The sequence below is a fragment of the bacterium genome (assembly GCA_024226335.1).
Classification (GTDB): Bacteria; Myxococcota_A; UBA9160; order SZUA-336; family SZUA-336; genus JAAELY01.
Genome location: JAAELY010000122.1, coordinates 1 through 6,542, shown reverse-complemented (window position 1 = coordinate 6,542; position 6,542 = coordinate 1). Strand labels below are relative to the sequence as shown.

Annotated in this window: 7 protein-coding genes; 3 read left to right on the top strand and 4 right to left on the bottom strand. The window is 64.6% G+C overall.

Features of this window, described 5'->3' with window-relative positions; all coding sequences use genetic code 11:
- Positions 1 to 124: 124 nt before the first annotated feature.
- On the bottom strand, positions 125 to 1,039 hold the full coding sequence (locus tag GY725_05685; protein MCP4003668.1) for an IS256 family transposase: 915 nt from the start codon (positions 1,037 to 1,039) through the stop codon (positions 125 to 127).
- A gap of 48 nt (positions 1,040 to 1,087) precedes the next feature.
- Here GY725_05685 and GY725_05680 point away from each other — a divergent pair, with 48 nt between their 5' ends.
- From GY725_05680 to GY725_05670, 3 genes are all read left to right on the top strand, one after another.
- Entirely contained in the window at positions 1,088 to 1,333 is a 246-nt protein-coding gene (locus GY725_05680; protein MCP4003667.1) for a hypothetical protein, read from the top strand.
- A 154-nt stretch (positions 1,334 to 1,487) separates the two neighbouring features.
- On the top strand, positions 1,488 to 2,963 hold the full coding sequence (locus tag GY725_05675) for an IS21 family transposase (GenBank protein ID MCP4003666.1): 1,476 nt from the start codon (positions 1,488 to 1,490) through the stop codon (positions 2,961 to 2,963).
- Positions 2,960 to 3,748 carry an ATP-binding protein gene (locus GY725_05670; GenBank protein ID MCP4003665.1) on the top strand — a complete coding sequence of 263 codons (789 nt, stop codon included), beginning with the start codon at positions 2,960 to 2,962 and terminating at the stop codon, positions 3,746 to 3,748. The genes GY725_05675 and GY725_05670 overlap by 4 nt, the downstream gene beginning before the upstream one ends.
- 261 nt (positions 3,749 to 4,009) lie before the next feature.
- On the opposite strand, the gene GY725_05665 is transcribed toward GY725_05670, so the two are convergent.
- From GY725_05665 to GY725_05655, 3 genes are all read right to left on the bottom strand, one after another.
- Complete coding sequence (locus tag GY725_05665; protein ID MCP4003664.1) at positions 4,010 to 4,768, bottom strand: ATP-binding protein; 759 nt, start codon at positions 4,766 to 4,768, stop codon at positions 4,010 to 4,012.
- Positions 4,755 to 5,321: a hypothetical protein gene (locus tag GY725_05660; GenBank protein MCP4003663.1), complete on the bottom strand. Its 567-nt coding sequence runs from the start codon at positions 5,319 to 5,321 to the stop codon at positions 4,755 to 4,757. The genes GY725_05665 and GY725_05660 overlap by 14 nt, the downstream gene beginning before the upstream one ends.
- Before the next feature lie 38 nt (positions 5,322 to 5,359).
- The coding region (locus GY725_05655; GenBank protein ID MCP4003662.1) for an IS66 family transposase at positions 5,360 to 6,542 on the bottom strand (1,183 nt) is incomplete at its 5' end.

Genomic DNA, 6,542 nt, shown 5'->3' with positions numbered 1-6,542 from the left:
GATCTCGCGAAACGTTAGGCCGTGCCGCGATCGTCGCTCGAGCAGCCGCTGGATGTCGGGGCGCCGGTAGCGTTGCTTCATGCCGCCAGAGTGCCGGGCCGCGAACGCCAAGACCAGGTGGGGGTCACACGACAGTTACCGGCGGCCTGAGCGAGTTTGAAGACCATGGCCAGGCAGGCGTTGCGCGAGGCTGCTCGCCCTTCGGCAAGTTGTTCAGGACGTTCGCCGTCTTGTGGCACCAGCAGCGCTGCGCGCGCGTCGAAGGCCACACTTGGGGCAGCGCTTTCCAGAAGCCGAGAGCGCCGTCGCCGACCGCGAGCTCAGGGTCGACGTCGAGCCCGCGCGCCTTCAGGTCGAGCAGCACCTCCTTCCAGGACTGCTCGCTTTCACGGTAGCCATCCTGGACGGCCACGAGCTCCTTCTTCCCGTCGGCTGTCGCGCCCATGACCACGAGAATGCACTGACGATGCTCCTCGAGCCTGATGTTGAAGTGGATCCCATCGACCCAGAGGTAGGCGTAGCGCTTTCCTGAGAGGTCGCGACGGCTCCAGTCCTTGAAGTCCGTCTCCCATACCTGCTTGAGGCGCACCACGGTCGAGGCCGACAGGCCCGGTGCTCCTTTGCCGAGCAGCGCGCCAAGCGCCTCAGCGAAGTCGCCCGTCGAAACTCCCTTCAAGTACAGCCAGGGGATCAGCTCCTCGACAGCCTTCGTGCGGCGCAAGTACGGCGGCAAGATCTTGCTCGTGAACTTGATCCGATCGCCATCCTCGTCGACGCGGCGGTCGTTCACGCGCGGCTGGCGAACGACGACGCTGCCCACTCCGGTCTGGATCTCACGCTCACGGCCGTGGCCGTTGCGCACTACGAGTTGGTGCCCATGCTCGTCCCGGGCGCCCGCGTGCTGGGCGAGGTAGTCCGCGACTTCCTGCTCGAGCGCCGCCGCCAGCATCTTCTTCGCGCCGCTGCGGACGATCTCCGTCAGCACGTCTTCGGAACTCTCGACTGGCTCGTTCTCGGTGAAGGGCGTAGCCTTCTTCATGTGGCGTATCCTCCCCCCGTGTCGGGGGCTTGGGTGTCTTGGTAGTGCTTGACACCAAGGGTACGCCGCTGCTCCTCTCAGATCCTCATCCACAACATCTGGTCATACCTCGCGCCGCGGAAGAACACCCGCTTCCTCATCACCAACCTGCGCCATGTGCCCGAGCGCGTGTGGCAGATCTACTGCCACCGCGGCGACAGTGAGAACCGGATCAAGGAGCTCAAGCTCGACCTGTGCATCGATCGCACGAGCTGTGTCAGCTACTTGGCGAACCAGTTGTTGACGGCACGCTGAAAAGGGACCCCGCGGAACGTTCAAAAAGGACCCCCTGGAGGGGTCTGGAGAGCGGGGTGGCAGGCCCCTCCTAGAAAAAGGCCCCCAGGGCCGGTACGTCGGGAGTTGCGAAGCAACCGAAGCACCGAGCCAGGAGGGCCAGGAGGTGATCAGAGTGTCACAGTGGGCAGAGATACGCCACATGCACATCGTCGACGGCGTTCCGAAGAAGGAGATCGCACGTCGCCTAGGCCTGGACATCAAGACGGTCCGCCGTGCGGTCGAGCGCGAGACGGCACCGACGAAGCGGGAGAGCCCTCGACGAGCCCGCCGGCTCGATCCCTGGCGCGAGCAAATCACGGGATGGCTCCTGGACGAGCCGAAGATCTCGGCCAAGCGAATCGGGAGGCTCCTGCCGAAGGAAGTCGGCCCGATCCAGGCGCGTACGATCCGCAAGTACGTTGCGGAGCTGCGCGGCGATCTGTCGCCGAAGGAAGCTTTCGTGCACCGCACGCACGCGCTCGGCGACACGATGGAAGCGGACTTCGGCGAATCGTGGGCAGTGGTCGGCGGCAAGCTCCACAAGGTCAAGTTCCTCGTCGTCACGCTGCCCGGGAGCAACACCTACTTCGCGAAGGCGTACCCAGTCGAGCGGGTCGAGTGTCTGCTCGACGGACTCGCGACGGCCTTCGTCTGGTTCGGCGGCTTGCCGCGCCGAGTCGTGCTCGACAACACTTCGCTCGCGGTGAAGAAGGTCCTCAAGGGCACCGAGCGCATCGAGAACCAGATGTTTCACGGCTTCCGCGGCGGGTGGCCCGTGCACGCAGACTTCTGCGCACCGGGCAAGGGATGGGAGAAGGGGTCCGTCGAACGCGGAGTCGAGTACGTGCGAGCAAACGTCTTCCGTCCAATGCCGAACGTGGATTCATGGGATGCGCTGAACGCGCAGATCATGACCGAGTTGGAGCACGACCTCGATCAACGCCGGCTGCCCGACGGCCGGACGGCGCGTCAAGCCCAGGTCGCCGAGAGAGAACATCTGCGCCCCCTGCCCGATCATCGCCCCGAGACCTGTCGAGTCCTCACCTGTGTGGCGAACAAGTACGGCCAGGTGCACGTGGATCGCTCGACGTACTCGGTGCCTGTGTGCCACGCGCGCCGGCCGGTGACCGTGAAACTCTTCCACGATCAGGTGGTCATTGCATGCGGAGGCGAGGTCGTCGCTCGTCACGAGCGCACCTTCCGCGAGGGCTCGACGATCATCGACCCTCTGCACGTCCTCGAGTTGCTCGAGAAGAAGCACCGCGCAGTCTCGGAATCGACGGCGATCCAGCAATGGCAGCTGCCGCAGGTCTTTCACCAGCTACGTGCCGAGCTCCACGGACGAACGCGCAAGCCCGATCAGGAATGGGTGCGCATTCTCCGCTTGCTCGAGGAACATCCGCCGAGTCTGGTCGAGTTGGCTGTGACAGGCGCGATCGAACGTGGATCGCCCAGACTCGAGACCGTACAGATGCTACTGCGGCAGGAATCGGCGGCGCCGCGAGTGGCTCCCCCGCTGACGATGGACAGAACCGATTTGCTCGCGATCGAAGTGGCCGAGCCAGACCTGTCTGCCTGGGACACCCTGTGTGCAGGAGGTCAGGCATGAGCACGAAGCGAACGATCGAGCCACCGAACCTCGCCGGCGATCTGCGCGAGCTGAAGCTGCCATCGGTGGCCGAACACTGGGAGCGACTGGCAATCGAAGCCGAACGCCACCGGCAGCCCCACGCCGAGTACCTCGCGGAGCTGGCCCACCAAGAAGTGACCGACCGCCGCGAGCGCCGTATCCGCCGTAGGATCAGTGAGGCTCGCTTTCCGTGGCTGAAGACGCTCGACGTATTCGACTTCGACGCACAGCCGACGCTCGATCGCGACGAGGTGCTCGGGCTCGCCCGCGCTGACTTCGTCGAGGAACACGCCAACGTGGTGCTGATGGGCGAGATCGGCACCGGCAAGACTCATCTTGCGATCGCGCTCGGCATCGCCTGCTGTCAGCACGACAAGCGTGTGCGCTTCACGACGGCGGCCGAGCTGTGCAACCTCCTGGTCGAGGCCAAGTCGGTCGATCGGCTGTCCCGGAAGCTCGAGCAGATGGCGCGCTTCGATGTCGTCGTACTGGACGAGCTCGGGTACGTGCCCTTCGACAAGCTCAGTGCCGACCTACTCTTCGGCTTCATCACGAAGGTCTACGAGCGACGCAGCTTGATCGTCACGACGAACCTGCCCTTCGCGCGCTGGAACGAAGTCTTCCTCGACGCGACGGCCGCGGCGGCGGTGATCGATCGCATCGCGCATCACGCGACGATCCTGCAGACCGAAGGCAAGAGCTACAGACTCCGCGATGCGGAGCGCTCGAAGAAGCGCCGCAAGGCAGGGCGCAGCGATTCCTGAGATCGAGCGAGGCCACATCTCGCATCAGGAGCCCGGCGTCTCGTGCAGAATCACGGCGTGAAGAGGCCCAACTCGGGCGCTCTCCGGACGGCGCTGCCGACCGGACCCTCCAGGCGGCTCCAAACACCTGGAGGAGAGATTCTCTCTCAAGGGATTTCGGGAGCTGTCAAGGACCGGCCAATCAAGGCCACCTTCAGCTCGGCCAAGCAAGGCCACGTCAGCCCGGCCAAGCAAGGCCAGCCGCGGCGGAGGCAGAGTGGGCTAGGGGCGGTCAGCAAACTTGGCGGCCGCGCCGGGCGGGTTGCGATACGAGTGTCCGTCCAGGACGACGACGTGGGCGTGGTGGAGTAGCCGGTCCATTGCCGCCGAGGCCATGAGATCGTCGAGGAAGAGGGGGTACCACTCCTCGATCGCCCGGTTCGACGTGACGATCATCGAGCCACGCTCGTATCGGGCACGGATGACCTCGTAGAGGTCGAGAGGCTCGTCCCGATCGAGGGGACAGAGCCCCAGGTCGTCGATGATCAGGAGGTCGGGGGATGTAAACCGCAGCATGCGCCGCTCGAGGGAGGCGTCCGCGCGGGCAGCCCGAAGCTGAGCAAGCAGATCGTGTGCGGAGACGTAGTGCACAGAGTATCCAGCGCGGCACGCGCGCTCTCCGATTGCTTGCGCGATGTGTGACTTCCCGACGCCGGTTGGTCCAATGAGCAGTGCATTCTCGCGCTTCCCGATGAAGCCGCAGGTTGCGAGGTCGATGATCTTGGACTTGGGGACCTGCGCGTTGAAGGACCAGTCGAAGTCCTCCATGCTCTTCGCATTGTCGAAGTTAGCGCGACGCCGACGGAGATCGAGCTGCTTGGACTCACGCCGCTCGACCTCGTCCGAGCAGAGTCGGTAGAGGAACTCGGAGTGGGCGAGGCCGTCGTCGACAGCCTCGCGCATGCGCAGATCCAGGGTCTGCAAGACGCCTGACAGCCGCAGCTTCTTCAGGATCGGGACGAGTAGTTCAGTGGTTGTCATGAGGTTCTTCTTCGGGGAACAGGGATGTGCTGGGCGCGCGCGAGTAGCGCGACTTCTTCGCCCAAGCGCGTGCGGGTTCTTCGGGGAGCGGCTCGTAGTCCAGGCCTTTGGCCAGGATGCTCTTGATCGCTCGATACTCGAAGCTGTCGAAGTGCAGTGCGCGACGGGCGGCGTTCTGCGCGCGCGCGACGGGGAAGCCCTCGAGATGTGTCACGATTGCTTGCACTCGCCGCAGCTGGAGCAGGACGTCGTCGCTATCAAAGATCTTCTTCGCGAGTCGTTCGACGTCTTCGCCCATCGATCGAGCGCGTAGCTCCCAGAATCCACGTGAGCGGTGACGAAGCTCGCGACGTCCCTCAGGAAGGTGACCCTCGATGGTCTGGTGCTTGCCTCGCAGCGTGCGTGGATGAGTCCACAGATGCTCGTCGTTGGACCAGATGGCCACACTCGTACGAGTGCAACGGACCCAGATCTTCTGCCCCAGGAGGCGCCAAGGAGCCGAATAGAACGCCCCGTCGACTTGGACGGTAAGCGTCCGGCCAACCCATGCCACGATGCCCTTGCAAGTGGCCCGACGATCTGGGTCGCAGTTCAGGTTGGCCGCGTCGCGAGCACCTCGACGGCGCGCTCCGCTTGCATCGCGCCCCATCCCCACGGCGTGAGCTGCGCGATGTCGCGGTCCTTCGTGGTGGAGATCAGCGACAGCACGCTCGCGAGGTACGTCTCGGGGTTCACGCCAGCCTGCTTGCACGACAGCATCAGCGAGTACATACGCGCCGCGACCTCGCCACCGCGCTGGCTCGCCACCACCCACCAGTTCTTGCGGCCGATAGCCACGTGGCGAATGTCACGTTCAGCCGCGTTGTTGTGGATGGGAATGCGTGGGTCGCTCAGGAAGACCTCAAGGGTCTCTCTCTGCCGGAATTGGTACTTCACGGCCTTACCCAGCTTGCTCTTCGGCACGGTGCTGCGCTTGCCGTCGAACTGGCCAGCAGCCTCGTAGGCTTTGTCGATGATACGACGACCATACCGGCCCCGATGCAGGTGTCGTAGCGCGAGCACACCCAGCGGGTCGAGCTCCAAACGCCTGATCCGCTCGTTCATCGCGCGCTCCAGCCGGAAGAGCCGCTGGATCCACACGAGCACGCTCGCGACCGCTTTGGAGCCTGCCTCAAAAGCGTCCTTCCACTTGCGCCGCGCATGCGCCCAGCATCCTGCACGCACGATCTCGTTGGTCCGCGCGACCTCGTTGTACCCGGAGTAGCCGTCGATGATGAGAGTTCCGGTCCAGTCGCCCAGGAAGTCGATCGGCCCGTGTCGATTCCGGGTCGTCCGGAAGTCCATCAGCGCTCGACTCGGCACCTCGCCTTCCAGCGAGCGCCAGCACCACAGGTATGCCTTCTTGCTCCCCTTGCCGCCCTCGAGGCGCAAGGTGACCACCGTCTCGTCGGCGTGTAGCGCTGTGCATTCCAGCAGCTCGCGCTGCATCTGGCGCAAGATCGGCTGCGCGACCAGCTCGTCGACCGTGACCAGCATGTCCCACATCGTCTGCTTGGCCACCGGAATGCCGTAGCGCCCCAGGATCCCTGAAAGCCGGTGCAAGGGGACGTGATCGTGATACTTGGCCACGGCGACGTGCGCGTAGACCGACGGCTCGAAGCGTGCTCGGGCAATCAGACCCTCGGGAGCGGGAGCCGCAAAGATCTCGTGCCCTTCGGAGCACGCCCATTTCTTGCGCACGTACCGGTTCACGATCATCGTCGCCGGGATGATG